Below are 19,621 nucleotides of genomic sequence, written 5' to 3'. Positions count from 1 at the left end.
CCTGCAGCAGGACCTGCTCGCCGCCGATCCGGCCGTCGGCCGCCAGCAGCACCGCCCGATGCATGCAGTTCTCCAGCTCGCGTACGTTGCCGCGCCAGCCGTGCGCGCTCAGGCGCGCCACGGCCTCCGGGTCCAGCGCGGGCGCTGCGACGCCGTTGGCGGCGGCGTATTTCTTGACGAAGTGGTCGGCCAGCATCGGGATGTCTTTGGGCCGCTCGCGCAGGGCGGGCAGGGCGATCGTCACCACGTTGAGGCGGAAGTACAGGTCTTCGCGGAAGCTGCCCTGACGAACCGCCTCTTCCATGTCGCGGTTGGAGGTGGCGAGCACGCGGATGTCGACCTTGACCGGCTTGCTGCCGCCGACCCGGTCGATCTCGCGTTCCTGGATCGCGCGCAGCAGTTTGGCCTGCAGGCGCGGGTCCATTTCGGAGATTTCGTCCAACAGCAGCGTGCCGCCCTGGGCTTCCTCGAACTTGCCGACGCGCCGCGCGACCGCGCCGGTGAAAGCGCCCTTTTCGTGGCCGAACAGCTCGCTTTCCAGCAGGTTGTCGGGGATCGCGGCGCAGTTGACGGAGATGAACGGCTTGTCCGCGCGCTTCGACTTGGCGTGGATGTGCCGGGCCATCACCTCCTTGCCGGTGCCGGACTCGCCGGTGATCAGCACGCTGGCGTCGCTGGGCGCGACCTGATCGGCCAGCTTCAGCACCGCCGCCATGCGCGGGTCGTGGGTCAGGACCGAGGTCGTCTCCTCCGCCACCGCGGCCAATACGGCGCCGATCATCTCGGCGTCCGGGGGCAGGGGCACGTATTCCTTGGCCCCGGCCTTGATCGCCTTCACGGCCGCCCGGCTGTCGTTGCCAATGCCGCAAGCGACCACCGGGACGAAGATCCGCTCGGCGTTCAGCGCGTCGATCAGGTCGCCGACGTCGAGCTTGACGTCGACCATCACCAAATCCGCGCCCTGGCCGCTGCGCAGGGCTTCCATGGCCGCCGCGGCGGAGTCCACGTGGGCGACCTTGGCGCCCTTCTCGAGCGCGATCCGGCCGGCGGTGGCGATGTGTCCGTCCAGGGTTCCGACGATCAGCAGTCGCATCAACTATGTCCTCCAGGGGGCCGGGCCTTGGGTGTCAGGCCCGGCGTCGCTTCATTCGAAATAGGACAGGCGCTGGGCCGGCGGCAGGATGCTGTTCAGCATCGTCTCCAGCCGCCGCGGGTTCTCCTGGCGGCCGATCGAGGCCGCGCCCATCGCGTAAATCTGGTTGACCATCGCCTCGAGCCCGGAGTTGCGCTCCAGCTTGTTGGCGAGCGGCAGGAACACCATGTTGGCGAGCACCGCGCCGTAGAAGGTGGTCAGCAGCGCCACGGCCATCGCCGGCCCGATCGCCGAGGGGTCTTCCAGGTTGCCCAGCATCTGCACCAGACCGACCAGCGTGCCGATCAGGCCCATCGCCGGGGCGACTTCGCCGGCGCGGCGCAGCACGCCCGCCGAGCGACCGTGGCGATAGACGGTCGATTCCGCCTCGCGCAGCATGATCCGCTCGACCTCTTCCCCGGTCGTGCCGTCGATCACGAGGTCCATCGCCTTTTTCAGGAACGGCTCGCTGCGGAAGTCGCGCATGTGCGCTTCCATCCCGAGCGCGCCGTTCTTGCGCGCCATTTCCGCCAGGTGCAGCACCTGCAAAGCGGCGTCCTGCGGCTCGCGCTGCCGGTAGGCGACGGCTTTCCACATCACGCCCTGCGCCTTCATGATCTCCTGGAAGGAAAACGACACGGTGGTGATCAGGAAGCTGCCGCCGAGCACGATCAGCATGGCGGGCACGTCGACGAACGCTCCGGGCGACCCGCCCAGCACCATCGCGGCCACGATCAGCGCGAACCCGCCGAGCGTTCCCAGGATGGTTGCGAAATCGATCGTCGGGCCCGCTGGCGTCCTGCCGCGCGGCTTGCCGCCGGCCGCGGCCGGCGCACCCGAGGAGGTGGATAGGTTCGCCATGGACTTCGTGTCTCCGGTTGCCCGTGGGTGCCGGCCGCCGGTCCTGGCGGCCCGGCACGCCCGGGCGGTCTTCAGGGCCGGGACGGCCGCGTGCCGTCCCGACTGGCGCGGGGGTCAGTTGTGGTCGCTTTTGATGATCTCGGTCATCGTCACGCCCAGGCGGTCCTCCACGACCACCACCTCGCCGCGCGCGACCAGGCGGTTGTTGACGTAGATGTCGATCGCCTCGCCGACCTTGCGGTCGAGTTCGACGACCGCGCCGCGGCCGAGCTTGAGCAGTTGGCTGACCTGCATGGTCGCCTTGCCGAGCACCGCGGAGACCTGCACCGGGATGTCGTAGACCGCTTCCAGGTCCTTCGCCGCGCTGGGGGCGCGGTCGGACTGCTCGTTGAAGTCGTCGTCGTCGAACTGGCCGGTCGCCACGGCGTTCTGATCGCCGTCGTCGAGTTCGTTCAGTTCCAGGTTGTCCTTGTCAGCCATGTCGGTCCTCCATCGGGCCCGGGGTGGTTAGGCGTGTCGCCCGTCGTCCGGCGTCGCCGCCGGGTCCGGGGTGGTGTCGGCGGGGGCCGCGTGCGCGGCGCCGCCGCCGTTGGATCGGGCCGCCCCGTCGTCGCGGGTCCCGCTTGCGGCCGCCCCGTCGTGGGGCGCCGTATCCGGCGCCGGCGGCGCGAGCGCGCGGTCGACCGCGCGCTCGACGTCCTGCCACAGGCGCTCGCTGTCGCGTTCGACGCCGCCGTCGGCCCACTCCACGCGGGCGTCGCCCGGCTGCATCGTCTCATCCGCCAGCAGCACGACCCGGCCCTCGAAGCCGAGCCGCGCGGCCAGGCCGTCGACCCGGTCCTTCAAGCCGTCGAGGTGCCGGTCGGCGCAGCGCACCACCACGCGCGGCTCGTCGCGAAGGCGCTCCAAGGCGTCCTGGAAGACCTGCTCGATCTCCGCCTGACCGTGCTTGCGCGCCAGCGCCGGGAACAGCCGGCGCAGCAGGCCGACGCACAGGTCGAGCGATTCCCGGTCGCGGGTCTCACGCGCCTTGCCTTCGCCGGCGACCAGCGTTTCCAGCCCGCCGGCGACGCGCTCGAGGGCTTGGGTCAGCGCCTGCTCGGCTTCGGCCTCGGCCGCCTGCCGGCCTTCGGCGAGGCCGGCGGCGCGACCCTCGGCATGCGCTTGCGCCCGCGCCGCCGCCAGCTCCTCGGCGGAGTAGGTCGGCTCCGGTTCGGGCTCGGGGTCCGGGGCCGGCTTTGCGGCCGGCTCGGGCTCCGGCTGGGCCCGTCGGTTCGGCCGAGGCGGCTCCTCGGCGAAGTCGCGGCCGAACATGAACTTCTGGGCGGCGGCCATGGCGGGCGTTTCCTAGGGACGGACGCGGTCGGGGCGGCGCTGGGCGGACATCAGTAGACCAACTCGTCCTCGCCCTTGTTCTCCGCGAGCACGATGTCGCCCTTGGCGGAGAGGTCCTTGGCGGTCTGCACGATCATGGTCTGCGCCTCGTCGACGTCGCGCAGGCGGACCGGGCCCATGGCGCCCATGTCCTCGCGCATGATCTTGGCGGCGCGCTCGGACATGTTGGAGAAGAACAGGTTGCGCAGTTCCTCCGAGCAGCCTTTGAGGGCGAGCGCCAGCTTGTCCTTGTCGATCTGACGCATCAGCGTCTGCATGCCGGACGGGTCGAGGTTCGACAGGTCCTCGAAGGTGAACATCAGCTGCTTGATGCGCTCGGCGGCGTCGCGGTTGCGCTCTTCGAGCGCGTTCAGGAAGCGCTGCTCGGACTGCCGGTCCAGGCCGTTGAAGATCTCGGCCATCATCTCGTGGGCGTCGCGGCGGCTGGTGCGCGCCAGGTTGGACATGAATTCGTTGCGCAGCGTGCGCTCGACGTCGTCCAGCACCTCCTTCTGCACCGCCTCCATGCGCAGCATGCGCATGACGACTTCCATGGCGAAGCCTTCGGGCAGCAGGTTCAGCACCGCCGCGGCGTGGTCCGGCTTGATCTTGGACAGCACCACCGCGACCGTCTGCGGATACTCGTTCTTCAGGTAGTTGGCGAGCACCTGTTCGTTCACGTTGCCGAGCTTGTCCCACATCGTCCGGCCGGCGGGGCCGCGGATCTCCTCCATGATCGAGTCGACCCGCTCCTTGTTCATCACCTTCAGGAGCAGGCGCTCGGTGCTGTCGTAGTTGCCGACCAGCGAGCCCGTGGACGAGATGCCCTCGGCGAACTCGGCGAACAGGCGCTCGATCATGTTCGAGTTGACACTGCCCAGGTTCGCCATGGTCTGGGAGATCTCCTTGATCTCCTCGTCGTCCATCAGGGCGAACATCTTGGCGGCATTTTCCTCGCCCACGGCCATCATCAGCATGGCCGCCTTTTCGGGTCCGGAGAGCGAGCGGTAGTCTTCACGGATACGCATGGCCATCGGCTAGGCGGTGTCCTTGAGAAAGGGTCGAACGCGGGAAATCGCGGTTGGACGCGGGGGCGGGGCGGGCGCGCTCAAGCCTGCGCCGCTTCCTGGGCGAGCCAGTTGCGGACGATCGCGACCGCCTCTTCCGGGTGCTTCTCGACGATCTCGGAGATCTTGCGCACCGAGGAGGCCTTCACCCGGCCCTCGACCTTGTTCAGGTCGATCATCTGCTCGGCGCCCTCGTCCTCCTCGGCGCCGAACTGCTCGGCCGTCTCGGTCGACGGCACGCCGGCGGGCGGCGCCAGGGCGGCGTAGTCGTCGCGCCCGGAGTAGTCGGACAGCAGGCTGTTGTCGGCGCCGGCCAGCGCGGGCTCGCCGATCGGGGTCTCCAGCAGGCGCTGGATCAGCGGACGCACCACCAGCAGCAGCACCAGCACCGCGATCACGCCCAGCACCAGCATCTCCGCCGCACGCATCAGCTCGCTGTGGCGCATGCCGAGGAAGCCGCCGGTCTCGGCTGTCCGCAGGTCCGCGGTCGGGTCGGCGAACTGCATGTTGATCACCTCGACCGTGTCGCCGCGCTCCTGGTTGAAGCCGACGGCCGAGCGGGCGAGGGCGGCGATCTTCTGCAGCTCCTGCTCGCTGCGCGGCTCGTAGATCTGCTCGCCGTTCTCGTTGGTGGCGTAGTGGCCGTCGACCAGCACGGCGAGCGTCAGGCGGTTGACCCGGCCGCCTACGGACACGTGGGTCTTGGTGACCTTCGAGATCTCGTAGTTGACCGTCTCCTCCAGCCGCTCGGCGCTCGACTGGGTGGTGGTCTGGCCTTCGCCTTCGGCGTTGGCGTCGGGCAGGTTGTTGCCGACGGTGACCGCGTCCTCGCCCTGGCTCTCGACGTCCTGCTCGGTCTCCTCGATCGTCTGGGTGGAGCGGGCGATCTGGCTGTCCGGGTCGTAGGTCTCGGAATTCTTGGTGATCCGGTCGAAATTCATGTCGACCGCGACTTCCGCGCGCACGTTGCCGGGGCCGACCGAGCGGGCCAGCAGCTCTTCCACGCTGCGCGCCAGCCGTTGTTCGTAGTTGGCCTGCATCTGCTGGGTCGAGCTGGCGCTGCCGGTGATCCCGTTCTCCCCCTCGCCGCGGGCGAGCAGGGTGCCCTGCTGGTCGACGATCGACACCAGGCTCGGCTTCAGATCGGCGACGGCGGAGGCGGTCAGGTGCTGCACCGCCAGCACCTGCTCCTCGCCCAGCCGGCGGCTGCCTTGCATCAGCAGCACGATCGAGGCGCTCGGCTCCTGGCTCTCGCGGCTGAACAGCTCGCGCCGGGGCATCACTAGGTGGACGCGCGCCTGCTCCACGCCCTCGATGGTGCGGATGGTGCGGGCGAGCTCGCCCTCGAGGGCGCGGACGTGGTTGATGTTCTGGACGAAGTTGGTGGTGCCGAGGTTGCTCGAGTTGTCGAAGATCTCGTAGCCGACGGTGCCGCCGTCGGGCAGGCCCTGCTCCGCCATCGCAACGCGCAGGCGCCCGATCTCGTTCTTCGGCACCGAGATCCGGCTGCCGTCGGGCGACACCTCGAACGGGACGCCGCGCGCCTCGAGCTCGCTGGCGATCTGGCCGCTGTCGCTGGTCGTCAGGTCGCCGTACAGCATGCCCATCTCGGTGCCGGCGAGCTGGCTCGTCAGGTAGATGAAGAACGCGATGATGCCCGCGCCCACGGCGGCCATGATGCCGAGCTTAACGGCCCCAAGGTTCTTCAGGGTGTCGATGAAGGTGTTCACGCCTCAACGCCGTCCTTGTTTGTGGTTCGCCGGCCGACCCCGAGGAAAACCGCCGACTTGGTCGGGGACGCTTGGTTTCCCGCACGGTGCGGAGCGCCCCATTTCGCGTTGGACGGTAGCGGGGCGCGCGTAAAGCCACCGTTAACGCGCGGAAATTTTTGCCGAGTACGCCGCGATGCGGTCCGGGCGCCCGCGCGATGCCAGCAACCCCAATACCAGCAGGCCGGAACGACGAAGGGCCGGATGCGCGTGGCATCCGGCCCTTGTTGCGTCGTCCGCGCCCCCGGCTCAGCTCTGCCCCGCGGCGAACGCACCGGCGGAGACAGGGCGGCCGGGCCCCCGAGAGGACCCGGCCTATGAGGCGGCGCAGGAGGGGGCTTGGCGAGGCTACTGCACCGCCTCAATCTCGACGTCGTCGTTGTCGCCGTCGCTCGGCTTGCGGTAGTGCTGCAGGCGGGTGGTGCGGAGACCGCGCACGCCGTGGCTTTCGATCATCCGCTGCCAGGACAGGAACTCTTCCATCGACAGGCTGTAGCGCTCGCAGGCCTCTTCGATGCTGATCAGACCGGCCCGGACACCCGCGACGACTTCGGCCTTGCGCCGCACCACCCAACGCTTGGTGTCGGGCGACGGCAGGTCGTCGATCGTCATCGGGTCGCCGTGCGGTCCAATCGCCGCCGTTCGCGCGGAAGTGTCGTGCCTCATCGAGCTAACTGCTCCTCACCTGGGTCGTCATGACCGTTCGAGCTCAGGGGAGTGTCGCCCACCGCTTTTAAAGAAACCCTAAACGGCACGGTTAAGCCGCGCGGTTAAGGCCAGGAGAAGGCCGGACGATTTGGGTTCGTGCCGCACGCGTTGCGCGAAACGCGGACCGGCCGCCCCCGCGTTTGCGGGGACGGCCGGTCGACAACCAGGGGCTGAACGGGTGCTGGACACCCGCGAGCGATCGCAGCGAATCGAAAGGCTTAGCGGATCGCCTGGGTCAGCTCCTGCAGCATTTCGTCGGAGGTGGTGATCACCTTGGTGGAGGCGGAGTAGGCCCGCTGGGTGGTGATCATGCGGGTGAACTCCTCGGCAAGGTCGACCGTGGACTGCTCGACCGCAGAGGGAGCAATGTCGCCGGCGCCGCCGACGCCGGCCTCGCTCAGCAGGAAGTCGCCCGACTCGCGGGTCTGCAGATAGGCGTTGCCGCTCACTTCCTCCAGCCCGTTGAAGTTGGAGAACATGGCGATCGGCAGCTGGTAGATGTCCTTGCGCCGGCCGTTGTCGAACACCGCCGTGACCGTGCCCTCGTCGTTCACGTTGACGCCCGTGAAGTTGCCGAACTTCAGGCCGTTCTGGTTGATCTCGTTGACCCCGAAGTTGCTGTCGAACTGGGTCAGGCCGTCGAACTGGTTCCGGGTGCCGAGGTCCAGGGCGACATCGTCACTGACTTCGGCATCGGTCCCGTTCGGGGCATTATTAGCGGCGTCTTGCTGCCAGGTAATGTCGATGTTGTCGAAGCTGTTCGGCCATGTGTCGATCGAGCCGTCGCCGTTGAACGTCACATCGCCCGTGAGTTCGGTGACAGGATTGCCTGCTGCGTTCAGGAATCGGCCGCTGCCGCCGCCGGTCGGATCCTCGGCCAGCACCGGTTGTTCGATTCGCGCATGCCAGTTGTTGGTTTGGAAGCTCTGGGTCAAGCCAAGGGCGGCAGTCAGTTCGTTGCTCTCAAACTGCAGAGCCAAGCCATCTACATGGGATATCGTAAGCTCGCCTGGGTTCGTCGTAGTATCGGCGTCGAATTCCGGGAATGCATCGATGGTACCAGCGAGGGCGTCGATACTATCAGATCCCGAAACCGCGATGGGGTAAGAATTGTTGTTTGCATCGGTTATAGCGAAATCAAGTGATCCGGTCAGGTCTAACGAGGTATTAGAGTTGATTTGATCGCCTGTTGGTACGCCTGCAGAAGAAACCGTCTCATTGGCGAGCTTGGAGAACTTCATCGTCATGTTATGCGCGTTGCCGAGCGCATCGAAGATGTTGACGGTGATCTGCTCCTCAGTTCCGCCGGCGAATTCGAAGACATCCGCATTAACAGCGCTGGACGGTAGATTGGCACCGATCGAGATTTCGTCGGTTGCGCGCGGCAGGCCCGTCAGGTTGGAGACGTTCACGGTCTCGACGCTGTTGATCGACTGCTGGGCGGGCGGCAGGTTGCCGTTTTCGTCGAGCGGCCATCCCTGCAGGTAGAAGCCGGCGGCGTTGCGCAGGTTGCCCTGTTCGTCCGGGCGGAACTCGCCGGCGCGGGTGAACATGACGTCGTCGCCCACGCCTGGGTTGACCGCCTCGTTGACGACGAACATGCCGTTGCCGGAGATGCCGAGGTCGGTGGCGTTCGAGGTGCCCTGCAGCAGGCCCTGCTTGTCGACGCCCTGCAGCGGCCGCGACCCGACACCGCCCGGGGTGTAGGTGGTCTGGGTGGTCGCCTGCGTGACCAGGGTCTGGAAGCTGGTCCGCGACCCCTTGTAGCCGACCGTGTTGACGTTGGAAATGTTGTCGGAAATCACGCCCAGGGCGTTCGACTGGGCCGCCAAGCCCGAAACGCCGGAATACATCGCACCGTAGATACTCATCTGCACTCTCCTTCGCGTGGCTGCCGCGGCGAAGCTGCGATGTGCGCTGGGCACCGCGGGCGACGGACCGATCGCGCGGTCCGGATTAGAATTTAGCGGCGGCACGCCAGTGTCAGGCGTGCACCGTGTGGCTTTAAGGCTGCGGCGTCGTCTTCGGATCGGCGTAGACCGCCGTCACGCGGTCGAACGGCACCTCGACGCCGCCCACCTGGAAGTGGATCTGCTGGTCGCGCACCTCGAAGCCGGTCACCTCGCCGCGGGTTTCGGTGCTGGCCTTCACGGTCTTGTCGTCGCCGTCGACCGCGTAGACCTGCACGTTGTAGACGCCGTCCGGCAGCTGCTGGCCGCCCGCCGACTTGCCGTCCCAGGACACCGCGTGACGCCCGGCGGCGGTGTCCCCCTGGAGGGTGCGCACGACTTCGCCGTCGGCGTTGGTGATCTCGACGGCGACCGTCTCCGCCTGGCCTTCCAGGGTGTAGGCGAAGTTCGCTTGGCCGTTTGCGAGTTGCACCTGATTGCCGTCGATCGCGACATCCTTGCCGATGTAGTTGACCGCCTGGGTCGCCCGGTTGCCGGCCTGGGCCTGCAGCATCTGGTCGAGCTTGGTATTGGTCGCGATCGCCTGCTCGACCGTGGAGAACTGCACCAGCTGGTTGGTGAACTCCTGGCTCTTCATCGGCTCGAGCGGGTCCTGGTTGTTGAGCTGCGTGACCAGGATGCCGAGGAAGGTGTCGAAGTCCTCGGCGAGCTTGCCCTTGCCGTTCAGACCGCCGGATTGACCGCTGGTCTGCTGGCTCTGGGCGGCGGCGTTGAGGGCTGTGGGATCCATGGGGCGCTCCTTGGGAGGGCTCGCGGGGGGAGGGCTCGCGCGAAAAGGGGTCGCGGCAGTGGGGCGTTAGACGCGGATGTCGATGCGGCCGTCGGCGGGTAAGCTGGCGCGCAGCTGTTCGGCCGGGATCGGCGCGTCGCCGGCCGGATGGGCGGAAGTTCCAGGCGTGTGATCGCGGCCGTCGCCCGCGCCGTTTTGGTCCTGACCGGTGTTGTCGTCGCGCAGGTTGAAGTTGAGGCTGCCCTGGTCGGTCTTCAGGCCGGCGGCCTGCAGCGCCCGCTCGAGGGCGCGCGCGTCGCGCTGCATCAGATCCAGCGTTTCCGGCTTGTCGACGGCCAGAACGGCGCGCACGTGGCCGTCGTCGCCGAGCTCGAGCTTGACGTCGATCCGGCCCAGCTCGGCCGGGTTCAGGCGGATCTGCACCCGGCTCTGTCCCTGAGCGGCGGCGCGCTGGATCTGCACCGCGACCTGCTCGGCCGGCGGTGCCGTCGGCGCCGGGGGGCCGCTGGCACCTGTCGGCGAGGCCTTGCCGGCGGTGGCCAAGCTGCCGGGCTGGCCGGCCCCGGCGGACTGCGGGCCGTTGTTCTGCAAGACCGGATCGAAGCTCTGGGCTGCCTGGCCGGCCGGTGCAGCGCTACCTTCGGCGCGAAAAGTTTGCTGAGCGACCTGTGTTGTCCACTGAGACTCACCCGTGCCGGTACTGGTCGCAGTCGCCGACCCGTTGTTCCCGCCGAGCTGTTGCTGCACCGCCTCGGCTGCGGCGCGCATCGCTGGGCTCAGCCCCGTCAGTCCTGTCCGATGGGAAATCGTCCGCGTCTCGGGCCGCTGGGCCCTGGGACCGCTGCTATCTTGCGCGTTCCGGCGACCGCCGCCCTCCCGGTCACCGGACAGGATGTCCCTGAGTACCTTTGCGGTCGGCTCGGCGCTCTCGCCCTGTCCGGCAGTCTTCGCCGCCGTCGCCGCCCGAGCTTCGGTGGTATTGGACGCTTCGCCGGCCTTGCCCGAGCGCGTGGCCTCGGCAGCCGCGTTCTGGGCTGCGATGGCCGTGGCGGCGTTAACGGGACCGGCGTGGCCTTTGACGGCGTTCTCGACGACCGTGCTCACCGGTTGGCCACCGATGGTTGTCCCGCGCGCAGTGCCGGCGGCGGCAACCGCCTGCTGCGCGGCGGCCTGTGTGGCCTTGGTCGCGCTGGCGGGCTGGGGCTGGGCCGTGCGAGGATCGCTCTCAGCGGTCTTGCCTTTGGAGGTTGCTGCCGAGGCCGCGGCGGCCTTCGCTACAGCTTCAGCGGTGTTCGCCTTCGTCTGTTCGGCGGTATGCCCGCTTGCCTCGCCGTTCCTGCCTCGGCCCTCGGCTTGCGACTGCCCCTTTGCGGCATGGGCGCCGGCGGCGGCCGTCTTGCCCGTCTCGGCCGACGCCGATCCGGTCGCATCGCCGAGAGGTTGCGCGAATGCGGTGTCGGGTTTGCGAGGGGCTTGATCGGCGGGGTTGTGTGACCGGCGGTCGTGTGCGGCGTCCGCCGCCGCTTTCTCCGAGGCCTTGGACCGGATGTCGGCGGCGCGCTGGGCCTGCATGGTCTCGGCGAAGCTGTGCGTCTCATCGCCGGCGCCGGTGTCGCGGCGGGCGGGCGCCGGCTTTGCAGACGGCTCGAAAGCGATCGGCGTGGGCGTGGTCATGAGACGTTCGTGCGCCTGGTCTGGTTGTGTTTCAGGTTGCCAACGATACACCCGCAGGAGCGGATCGGTCGGGCTTACCGTCTGCCGACGCAATGCTCGTGCCAAACGGACTTGAAACCGGAAAACCTAGGGAAGCGGCCATTATGTCGGCTGTGGCCGAACACATAGCGTCCTGGTTGGCAAATCTTGCCGAGTTGGAAGACGCGGTGGCGTCCGGCAGATCGTGCCTGCCGGCAGCGTGCGGGTCCCCGCCCTTGGCAGACCCCGCCCAGCGGAACGCCCAGGTGCAGACGCTCGCAGCGGAGGGCCAGCGCGTGCCGAGTTCTCCGGTCACACTTTCGTCGATGGGCTTGGCAGCAACGGGCTGAAGACTTGCGATCGCAAGGCCGGTTCGATCGACGCGCGATCGACCCTGCATTTGCCGTCTGAAGCAGTCCGTGATGGGCGGGCCCGCCTGTTTGTGGAGCTGAGCATGCTGGCCGACGGGCTGGCAGTTGCCCGGGGCCCGTATGCCCACGACGGCCACGAAGGCGCGTGCAACGCGCGCAATCATCGTGGAATTCGCGCCGTAACCCGGGTCCGCAGATAGGCGCGCAGGCGTCGACGCAGGCGCCGAACACCGTGTCGGACCCGGACGTTCAGTGCGTCCCGGACGGCGTGGGCAACCTCCGGATCGCCCAAAAGCCGCTGGAGCTGATTTAGTTTCGAGGCGCGCCGACCAGCCCGCGCTCGTACCCTAAGCTCCCGCGACGGCGGTTGCACGGCGCGCGTGCCACCAGATGCATGCGCGCGCCACGGCCTGGGTATGAGCGGCGTAAGCCTCGTCTCCATTGCGCGCCCCCAGCGCAGCAGCCCTTCGGCCGTCGTCGGATTCCAGGTTTTCAAGGCCGCCTCGCCGCGCGCGGCGCCGTCGCAAAGACCGATGTCGGCTTGCGCCGCACGCAGCAAGACCGCGCAGCCCGGAAACGGGATATACAGGTCGCTGTCCTGCGACCGTCTTGCCGGATCGCGAGGCCCATTGTGTAAGTCAGTCGACGGAACCACACCGTGAACATCGTTGCGGATGACGTAGGTCGGCCGCGATACCGGAAGGCGATGGTTAAGCCTTTGCGCCTGCCATCTGGCGTGGCCGTCGTGGCGCCGGCCGGGCGCGGCAAGGACGCCGGCGCGCAGGTCAAGATCCAGGGCCGCGAAAATCTCTGGCCCGCCGCACTCCCGCAGCCATGCCGCGAAGGTGTCGAAGAGCGGCGGGCGCACAACGATGATCGTGTTTTCCTGCGCAATGTGATCGTAGATCGGGTGCAGATCGCCCAACAAACCTGGCCGTGCGCGGAGATGCGTGAGGCGGCCCCGCAGATGCGGGGCATACCTCAGTCTCTCTGTTGGGCCTTGACGAACGTCAACGACCGTCGCCGCGTGGGCTTTCGCTGCGAGGAGCGTTGTGACCTCGTCCAGGCCAACGCCGGCGCTTGCGCCCGTAAGGATGACGACGGCGCTTTGGCTCATTGCGCAGCCTCGCAGCCGGGTGCCAGGTCCTGGAGTTGCCGACGGGCGTTGTCGTGCCAACGCGTGAGCTTGTTCCACTGCTGCCGCCGCGCCGGCGGGTTCAGTCCCAGCTTTTGGGCCAGGTCGTCGAAGTGATCGATCGCCTGCGGCGGCAGCATGCCCTGTTTGCGTGCGAGGTCCGCGATGCGACAGGTACAGTTGGGAAGTTGACGAAGCTGCACCCCCGCATCCCGCTTTTCCTGTAGAACCTGCCATCCTCTCTGTTGCTCGAAATTTCCGAAACCACTGCGGTCGACGTCGTTCAGTACGCCGGTGTAGCGCGCCCGATCGCCGAACACAGTCCGGGCAGCGTGCAAGTTGTTGAGCGCCGCCGTCAGTGTTTCCGGGTCTGGCGCGATCGGGAAGACGAAGTGCAGAGCGACACCGTCCTTGGCGAGGAGCTCGGGCAAATCCGATGTATCCGCCCACTTGATCAACGGGGTCGCGATGTTGGCGCCCACGTCGACAACGGCGTCGTCGTCGACCAACTCGTCGTAAACGGGGTTGAACGTCTCCTCGGCGAGGTCGGGGTTGGTGGCGAGTTGCTCCGTATCGTTAATCTCTGGGGTGATGGTACTCACCGTGTCCCCCAGTACGTTGGCGAGACGCGCCTGATCGACTTCAAGGACGTTGGGCAACCGACCTTCTTCCATATTGTAGATCAGCGCCAACAGGCTTGCGGTCATCGATTTTCCGCAGCCACCCTTGTCATTCATCAAGATTGTTGCATTTGGCATTATTGTTCTCCTTCCGTCGGGCTGAGGTTCTGGTTTGCGTCTTGGGTAACGTCGGCGGTTGTATACGGCGTAAGCTCCTCTTGACATCGGGGCCGGCGTCTTTCGTTCGCGGCTGTGAAAACGCTGCTGGTAGATCCCTCGGCCTTTTTCGCCGGCCGGCCCGCCGGACGAGAGCGCATAGCGACAGTTTCCGCTTGGTCTTCGCCCTCGGACCGGCGTTCATCGCGTTTGTTGAGCTTGACATCGGCCGTAGTTGCGTTGGCCCGACCGGCCGCCGGCTCGCGATATCCGGCTCGAAACGCTTTGCGGCGTAGGGTCTCGGCTTTCATCGCCTGACCGTGTGCGTCAGTTAAGCCATACGCAGCGAGCATTGTGGCCAATTGCGGCCAGCTGTAGCCCTGGCTGCGCAAGTTGGTGATTGTTGGAATCAGCCTCTCCAAATACACCTGCGTGCCGCTCTTACGCGGCTGCGGTGGGTTTCTTTGAACCCACGATGTCAGGAACGCTTCGATCTCTTGGTGCATCGTTTGGATCCATGTTTTCGACGTCTACCGCAGTGATAGTTTTAAGGCCTGCAAGTTCAAAACGCATTGCGAAGGGCTGGCGACGGCGGCTGAATACAGCGTGTGGCGGGGTTTTACGGGCGCGTTGAGGTCTGTGCATGCCAGCTATGTGGAATTAACTAACATTTTCCGGTCCAAAGACACTCGAGGATATCGCGTAGAACGATCGAGACAGAAGCCGGGACGGCAGCGAGACATATTTCGTGACAGGTAGCGAGACAAAGGCGAGACAGTTTGTGGGACAATTCGGATAATGCGGAGGCTTCCGGTCTCATCGTCCTAGAATCCGAAGACAGTTCGATCCGTGCTTTCTTCTTCTCTTGTGACTGCTCAGTGCGCCAGGACAGCTCTGGCAGATGGAAAGGAGGTGGACCTCCGGAAATTCTGCACCGGGACCCAGCGGGTGGAATTCCTGCCCGGCCAAGGTTAGCCGCCAGCCGGAAGCGGAGCCCTTGCGGGGCGTCGGGCGACCGGCGCTGCGAAGCGTAGGGCCGCGGGTGCGCAGGCCGCGTGATGGAGCCGCGAAACTACCTTATTGCGGACGCCGACGTCGTTGAGCAGGCGGAAGGCACCACGTTCCTCGCCGTAGCGGCTTGGCTGGGAACGGCCGCCGCGGTCGAAGAGCGGGGCATGCGCATACAGGGGTCTCCAGGGCACCTGGGAGGCCTTGTCGCCTCCACCGTAGGAGCTGGCGGGCGCGGGCGCCCGCCGACACAACAGCCCGGGCCGGCGGTCGGCGCGTCCCTGGCCGCCGGAGCGAACAAGCGGCGCTCAGGTGGTACGACCGGGCGAGGGAGCGCGCCGTGCAAAGGCGCATCAAGCCAGTGGAGGAAGACACCACACGAACAGTTGTCGATTAGGTTCGGAAGCTGACGAGCGGCGTAGCCGGGTAACTGGCTACGTTGAAGCCTCGTGACAAAGGCCACCCTGGGTGGTCGAGCGATCCAGCGGGCCGTAACGCGCAGTGAACTCCGAGCACGCCTCGAAAGGGCCGTTGTGGGCGCCGACCCGGTTCCCTTGCGGGGAAGGCTTGTACGGGCGGGGAAGCAATCGACGCAGGCACCCGTCCGGCCCACCGGGGTATTGGAGACGGCACGATGGAACAGGCTTGATGGGCAACACGGGAAGTCCGGGTCGCCGGAGGTCGCGACTCCACCGGTTCCGTTCGGGGGCCGGGCGGCCCGGATGGCGGAAGGGGTCGTAGTACTGCGGACGCCGGGTAATGCCGGCCGAGGGAAGGACCCCTGCTTCTGGCACGCTTTTGACGGAGAGGAGGAGACGGCGATTGACGCAACGTCTAGCAACGCCGGAGAAGCTCCGGACGCTCCAGAGAAAGCTCTACGCGAAGGCTAAGACCGACCCGGCCTTCCGGTTCTACAGCCTGCACGACAACAAGATCTGGCGCAGCGACGTGCTCGCCCAAGCGTTCGCCCTGGCGAAGGCCAACGGCGGCGCACCGGGCGTGGACGGCGAGAGCTTCGCCGCGATCGAGGCGCGCGGGGTGGAGACCTGGCTGGCCGGGCTCGCGCAGGAGCTCAAGGACGGCACCTACCGGCCGCAGCCGGTACGGCGGGTGATGATCCCGAAGCCGGACGGTGGCGAGCGCCCCCTGGGCATCCCGACCGTCCGCGATCGGGTCGCGCAGACGGCCGCCAAGCTGATCCTTGAGCCGATCTTCGAGGCTGACTTCGAGCCCAACGCCTACGGCTACCGGTCCGGGGCGGAGCGCGCTCGATGCTGTCCGGGAGGTCCACCGGCTGCTGCTGGCGGGCCACACGGACGTGGTTGACGCGGACCTTTCCCAGTACTTTGAGGAAATCCCGCATCGCGAGCTACTCCGCAGCGTCGCCCAGCGCGTCGCCGACCGGAACGTCCTGCGCCTGATCAAGCTCTGGCTCAAGACGCCGGTCGCGGAGCAGGACGAGCGGGGTCACTGGGTCATGACGGGTGGGAAGAAACGGTCGAAAGGCACCCCTCAGGGTGGTGTGCTCACTCCCCGAACGCAAAAGGTAACCTTCGCACCCGGAACCTGATCTGGGCCGCTTTTCAGCCGCCGCCGGCGTTCCTGTCGGGTTTGACGGCACCGCGATGCTGTGCCGGATGACGATCGTGTCGTCGCCCACCAGCACCTCGCGCACGAGCAGCCGCAGGATCTGCTGGCGCTTCTCGACCTCCAGCGTGTCCGCGGTGCTGCGCAGGCGGGTGAGGAACGCGGACAGCGTCTCGGCCAGCTTCACGTAGTCGCTGCGCGCCTTTGCCTGGTCGGCGATCGCCTGGCGTTCCGCCCGGATCGTCTGGTCGCGCTGCTTCAGGGCGGGCATGCGCTGACGCAGCTCGTCGATCGACAGCAGATCCTCCTGGTAGGCGGTCACCAGCCGGTCCATCGCCTTGTTCACGCGGGCGGCCTCCTGCTCCAGACCCGTTTGGCGCTTGCGCGTCGGGTCGGCAGCGCTGGCCGCGGCCAGCCGACGATCAAGCTCCTGCTGTATGAGGTCAGGGGTCTCCAGCAGACGCAAGACCTCGTTCCAGACCACCGCGTCCAGCAGATCCTGACGCACCGGCTTGTTGTCGCAGACCGGGCCGTTGAGCTTCCGCCAAGCGTCCGAGCCCAGGCAGCGGTAGTAGTGAATCTGCCGGGTTGAGGTCCGCGTCGACGTGCGCGACATCGCGTAGCCGCACTTGCGGCAGACGACCAGCCCCTGGACGACGCTGGGCGTGACCGTCCGGCGCGGACTGGTGCGCTTGTTCGCCGCCAGCCGCTCCTGCGCCAGGTCGAAGGTCTCGACGCTGACGATGGCCGGGACCGGAACCTCGATCCACTGATCGCGCGGGCGCTCATGGTTGGCGCTGTTGCGGCTGGCTATGCCGCCGCGGTCGCGCAGCGCTTTGGTCACTTTCCGGCGCGGGGCGATCTGCGTTTTGCCGTAGCAGGCGGTGCCGCTGTAGGCCGGGTTGCGCAGCATGGCCCAGACGGTCGACCGCTCCCAGCGGGCCGCCCCGCGGCGCGTCGAGACGCCCTGGTCGGTCAGCCAGCGCGCGATCGCCCCGATGCTCTCGCCGCCCGTGGTGTAGCGGGCGTAGACGGCCCGCACGATCTCCGCCTCGCCATTGATCACTTCGTAGCTCGCCGGCATACCGTCGCGCTTGCGCAGGTAGCGGTAGCCGTACGGCGCGCCCGACAACACGTTGACCTCGCCCTGCCGGGCGCGGTGGCGCTTGCCGCGCCGCGAGCGCTCCAGGATCTGGCCGCGCTCGTACTCCGCGATCATGCTCTGGAACTGGGTCAGCAGCTCGTCCTCGGGCGTGCCGCTGCCGGGCGCGTTCAGGAACACCGTCGCCACCCCGTTGCGCGTCAGCTCCTCCATGATCAGGACCTGGTAAGCGTACCGCCGGCTGAGGCGATCGGGGCTGTAGACCAGCACCGCCTCGATCTGCCCCTCGGCGGCGAGGTCGCGAACCTGTTCGAGCCCCGGGCGCACCAGCGTGGCGCCGCTGTAGCCGGCGTCTTCGATCACCCACTCAGCCGGAACGTCGTAGCCCTGGCTTGCGGCGAACGTCTTCAGACTCGCCGTCTGGCTGGCGATCGTGTTGTCCTCGCGCTGCTTGTCCGAGGACACCCGGGCGTAGATGGCGGCGATCGGCATCGGCTTCTCCTGGCTGGGGCGCGGCCCCGTTCAGCGCACGGGCCCGGTCGGGCGCCAGCAGCGCGTAGGCTTGCGCGAGCTTGAGCGGCAGCAGACGGTCGAACGTGGGAACGAGCTCAACAGCGAGCGGGCGGGTGGCGCGGCCGCGCTTAGCCACGCGGCGAGCCGGGCGCGAGATAGGCCGCGATCGCCCGGCTCACGACGCTGCTGATGGTCACCTCGTGCGCGCCGGCATGGGCGCGCAATTGCTCGACCTGGGAAGCCGGCAACTTGACCGTCAGGGCCACGGGCTCCTCCCGCTCGGCGACTGGCCCGGCAAGCGTGCGCGCCTCCTCGAGATACCGGTAGGCCTGACGCCGCGACAGTGCGTACGACCGGGCCAGCGCCGTGGCTGCGTCGGACATCTCCATCCCCTCGGCGAGCAACGCGTGCGCGGCGTTCAAGCGAGCGGCTTTCTGCGCCTGGGTCGATCGCCTCATGTGTCATGAGCGTATGTCCGTTTGCGACGCATATCAAGCGTCTTGTGATGTCGCCAGCCCACGATCTCGCGCTCGAAGCAGAAGTTACCTTTTGTGTTCAGGGCGTCCTATCGCCCGTACTCGCCAATTTGTACATGAACCGCTTCCTGAAATACTGGCGCCGTAATGGCCACCGTGACCGGCTTCACGCCCACGTCGTCGCCTACGCGGACGACCTGGTCATCCTCACCCGCGGGCACGCGGCGGAGGCCATGGCCCGCCTGCAAACGGCGATGCCGCGGCTGGGGCTCAAGGTCAACGCGGCCAAGACCACGACCGTGGACGCGCGTACGCAGCAGTTTGACTTCCTGGGCTACAGTTTCGGCGCTCATCGCACTCGCCGCAACGGCGCGTGGTATCTGGGCGCCAGCCCTTCGAAGACGAGCGTGCAGCGTCTCAAGACTCATGTGCGCGCCCTGTTAGTTCCGTCTAACACGGGCACGTGGTTCGAAACCCGTGACCGGTTGAACCGGATGCTGCGGGGATGGGCCGGCTATTTCTGCTACGGCACGGTTACCCCAGCTTACCGGGCTGTCGACGCACACGTAGACGAGCGTGCGCGCCATTTCCTGCGCCGGCGCCACAAAGTGGCAACGCGTGCCACCCGGCAGTTCAGTACGCCTAGGTTGTTCGGTGACCTCGGCGTTACCTCACTGCAAGGCCGGTGATGTGTCGCCAGGTGATACGCCTTGGTGTGAAGTCAGTCGGAAAGCGCAGTGCGGGAGAACCGCACGCTGCGTTTGACGAGAGGGGAGGAGAAACGGAGCGACGGCCCGGACTGAGGCACCGGCACATGGCGAAAGCCGCCGGCCAACGGCTACTCCCCGGGACCCACCGCCACCGCGCTCCTCCTCTACTCTACTGACCGGAGCGCGGTCGGACGGGCGGCAAGGAGTCGGAGCGGCCCATAGTACCGAGGAAGGCGGGGAAGCCGCCCCGGGCGACCCGCTGGAGGGAAGGGGTTCGCCGGGCGATGGAGCCGTTGGGGGGACAGATGACCGGGAGTTCGGGCTCGGATCCCATCTGTAAGCGGGGCGACGCCCCCACATGGCGCGTGAGACGCGTCCCGGTATAGGCTTACGGTTTTATGATGTTCCGAGTACGGGCGCGCGCATCAACTCGGCGATCTTTTTGAATCTATCGACGCGCGCTTGGTACTGCTCGGGGCGTTCGGCATCTTCGTCGCCGGGATCGCCGACAAATTCGGCGTCCGCGGTGAGTTGGCGTTCCAGACGCTGGAGATGATGTTCGATTTCGTCGGCTGTGAACAGCTGACGCGCCTCGGCAACAAACCAGGGCAGATCCGCGGCAAGGCGCCGATCCCTTTCC

General features: G+C 67.2%; 18 protein-coding genes and 1 pseudogene. 3 read left to right on the top strand and 16 right to left on the bottom strand.

Annotated features, from left to right (window positions below; all coding sequences use genetic code 11):
- The 13 genes from CKO28_RS19710 to CKO28_RS19650 all read right to left on the bottom strand — a co-directional run.
- The coding region (locus CKO28_RS19710) for a sigma-54-dependent transcriptional regulator (RefSeq protein ID WP_200342532.1) at window positions 1-1,093 on the bottom strand (1,093 nt) is incomplete at its 3' end.
- 51 nt (window positions 1,094-1,144) lie between these two features.
- A complete protein-coding gene (locus CKO28_RS19705; protein ID WP_200342531.1) occupies window positions 1,145-1,993 on the bottom strand; it encodes a motility protein A in 849 nt (282 codons plus the stop codon).
- Between the two features lie 114 nt (window positions 1,994-2,107).
- Window positions 2,108-2,473, bottom strand: coding sequence for a flagellar motor switch protein FliN (fliN, locus tag CKO28_RS19700; RefSeq protein ID WP_200342530.1), 366 nt, complete (start codon window positions 2,471-2,473; stop codon window positions 2,108-2,110).
- 27 nt (window positions 2,474-2,500) lie between these two features.
- Entirely contained in the window at window positions 2,501-3,328 is an 828-nt protein-coding gene (locus CKO28_RS19695; protein WP_200342529.1) for a FliH/SctL family protein, read from the bottom strand.
- A 50-nt stretch (window positions 3,329-3,378) separates the two neighbouring features.
- Window positions 3,379-4,401: a flagellar motor switch protein FliG gene (fliG, locus tag CKO28_RS19690; RefSeq protein ID WP_200342528.1), complete on the bottom strand. Its 1,023-nt coding sequence runs from the start codon at window positions 4,399-4,401 to the stop codon at window positions 3,379-3,381.
- A gap of 74 nt (window positions 4,402-4,475) precedes the next feature.
- Window positions 4,476-6,164, bottom strand: a complete 1,689-nt coding sequence (gene fliF, locus CKO28_RS19685) for a flagellar basal-body MS-ring/collar protein FliF (RefSeq protein WP_200342527.1) — start codon at window positions 6,162-6,164, stop codon at window positions 4,476-4,478.
- Between the two features lie 387 nt (window positions 6,165-6,551).
- Window positions 6,552-6,869, bottom strand: coding sequence for a CtrA inhibitor SciP (gene sciP, locus CKO28_RS19680; RefSeq protein ID WP_200342526.1), 318 nt, complete (start codon window positions 6,867-6,869; stop codon window positions 6,552-6,554).
- A 260-nt stretch (window positions 6,870-7,129) separates the two neighbouring features.
- A complete protein-coding gene (locus tag CKO28_RS19675; RefSeq protein WP_200342525.1) occupies window positions 7,130-8,782 on the bottom strand; it encodes a flagellar hook protein FlgE in 1,653 nt (550 codons plus the stop codon).
- Window positions 8,783-8,915: 133 nt separating this feature from the next.
- Window positions 8,916-9,611, bottom strand: coding sequence for a flagellar hook assembly protein FlgD (locus CKO28_RS19670; RefSeq protein WP_200342524.1), 696 nt, complete (start codon window positions 9,609-9,611; stop codon window positions 8,916-8,918).
- Window positions 9,612-9,677: 66 nt separating this feature from the next.
- A complete protein-coding gene (locus CKO28_RS19665; RefSeq protein WP_200342523.1) occupies window positions 9,678-11,285 on the bottom strand; it encodes a flagellar hook-length control protein FliK in 1,608 nt (535 codons plus the stop codon).
- 549 nt (window positions 11,286-11,834) lie between these two features.
- A complete protein-coding gene (locus tag CKO28_RS19660; protein ID WP_200342522.1) occupies window positions 11,835-12,599 on the bottom strand; it encodes a hypothetical protein in 765 nt (254 codons plus the stop codon).
- A gap of 188 nt (window positions 12,600-12,787) precedes the next feature.
- Window positions 12,788-13,516, bottom strand: a complete 729-nt coding sequence (locus CKO28_RS19655) for a hypothetical protein (protein ID WP_207168884.1) — start codon at window positions 13,514-13,516, stop codon at window positions 12,788-12,790.
- A gap of 50 nt (window positions 13,517-13,566) precedes the next feature.
- Complete coding sequence (locus CKO28_RS19650; protein WP_200342520.1) at window positions 13,567-14,091, bottom strand: hypothetical protein; 525 nt, start codon at window positions 14,089-14,091, stop codon at window positions 13,567-13,569.
- Window positions 14,092-15,415: 1,324 nt separating this feature from the next.
- Between CKO28_RS19650 and CKO28_RS19645 the strand changes: the two genes are divergently transcribed.
- Both CKO28_RS19645 and CKO28_RS28550 read left to right on the top strand, forming a co-directional pair.
- Window positions 15,416-15,919, top strand: a complete 504-nt coding sequence (locus CKO28_RS19645; RefSeq protein WP_200342519.1) for a reverse transcriptase family protein — start codon at window positions 15,416-15,418, stop codon at window positions 15,917-15,919.
- Window positions 15,813-16,070, top strand: a pseudogene (locus tag CKO28_RS28550) (hypothetical protein); the annotation flags it as partial. The gene CKO28_RS19645 and the pseudogene CKO28_RS28550, both read left to right, overlap by 107 nt.
- Here CKO28_RS28550 and CKO28_RS19640 read toward each other — a convergent pair.
- Together CKO28_RS19640 and CKO28_RS19635 are read right to left on the bottom strand one after the other, a co-directional pair.
- Complete coding sequence (locus CKO28_RS19640) at window positions 15,963-17,774, bottom strand: recombinase family protein (protein ID WP_200342518.1); 1,812 nt, start codon at window positions 17,772-17,774, stop codon at window positions 15,963-15,965. The pseudogene CKO28_RS28550 and the gene CKO28_RS19640 overlap by 108 nt on opposite strands.
- 149 nt (window positions 17,775-17,923) lie before the next feature.
- On the bottom strand, window positions 17,924-18,217 hold the full coding sequence (locus CKO28_RS19635) for a hypothetical protein (RefSeq protein WP_200342517.1): 294 nt from the start codon (window positions 18,215-18,217) through the stop codon (window positions 17,924-17,926).
- Between the two features lie 41 nt (window positions 18,218-18,258).
- Here CKO28_RS19635 and CKO28_RS19630 point away from each other — a divergent pair, with 41 nt between their 5' ends.
- Entirely contained in the window at window positions 18,259-18,960 is a 702-nt protein-coding gene (locus CKO28_RS19630; protein WP_200342516.1) for a reverse transcriptase domain-containing protein, read from the top strand.
- A gap of 417 nt (window positions 18,961-19,377) precedes the next feature.
- Here the strand turns inward: CKO28_RS19630 and CKO28_RS19625 are convergent.
- Window positions 19,378-19,621: hypothetical protein (locus CKO28_RS19625; RefSeq protein WP_200342515.1), on the bottom strand; the 244-nt coding region annotated here is incomplete at its 5' end.

It is taken from the genome of Rhodovibrio sodomensis (genome assembly GCF_016583645.1).
In the GTDB taxonomy this organism is placed as follows: domain Bacteria; phylum Pseudomonadota; class Alphaproteobacteria; order Kiloniellales; family Rhodovibrionaceae; genus Rhodovibrio; species Rhodovibrio sodomensis.
This window is presented reverse-complemented; position numbering and strand designations above follow the sequence as displayed.